Raw genomic sequence first — 560 nt, forward strand, 5'->3', positions numbered from 1 at the left:
ACCGGGGTCGGCGAGGGCACCGACATCGAATACAGCCCCACGGGGCAGATGACAAACAAGGACGCCGGCGGCACGAGCCTGGACGCGGAGATCACCTACGACACCGCCGACTCCACCCAGCGCCGCAGCATCACCCAGGGGGCCGGCGAGGACGCCTCCACCCGGACGCTGACCAACACCGCGCTGGGCGTGTCCAGCATCGAGCAGGACGACGGGGACCGCACCCGGTATGTGCGCGATCCGGAGGGGCGGATGCTGGGCATGATCGACGGCGGGCGGCGCTACAACGCCGCCACCGATGCCCAGAACTCCACCCTGGCCCTGGCCGAGGACGGCACCGATTCGGACGATCCGGAGGTGGCCTACGACTACACGCCCTACGGGCAGGCGGACGTGTCCACGGCCGGAGACGGCGAGCAGGTGGCCGGGGCCAACCCGTTCACCTATATCGGGGCGTTCACCTTCGGCAACGGTGACAAGGCGATGGGGCACCGGTACCTGTCGCACTTCACCGAGCGCTTCACCCAGCAGGACCCGTCCTGGCAGGAGGACAACCTGTA

General features: G+C 69.1%; 1 pseudogene. It reads left to right on the forward strand.

The annotated features are described in order from the left end of the window. Positions 1 to 48 precede the first annotated feature (48 nt). Positions 49 to 560: pseudogene (locus C892_RS29845) on the forward strand (hypothetical protein); the annotation flags it as partial.

Source organism: Nocardiopsis baichengensis YIM 90130 (genome assembly GCF_000341205.1).
Lineage (GTDB): Bacteria > Actinomycetota > Actinomycetes > Streptosporangiales > Streptosporangiaceae > Nocardiopsis_A > Nocardiopsis_A halophila.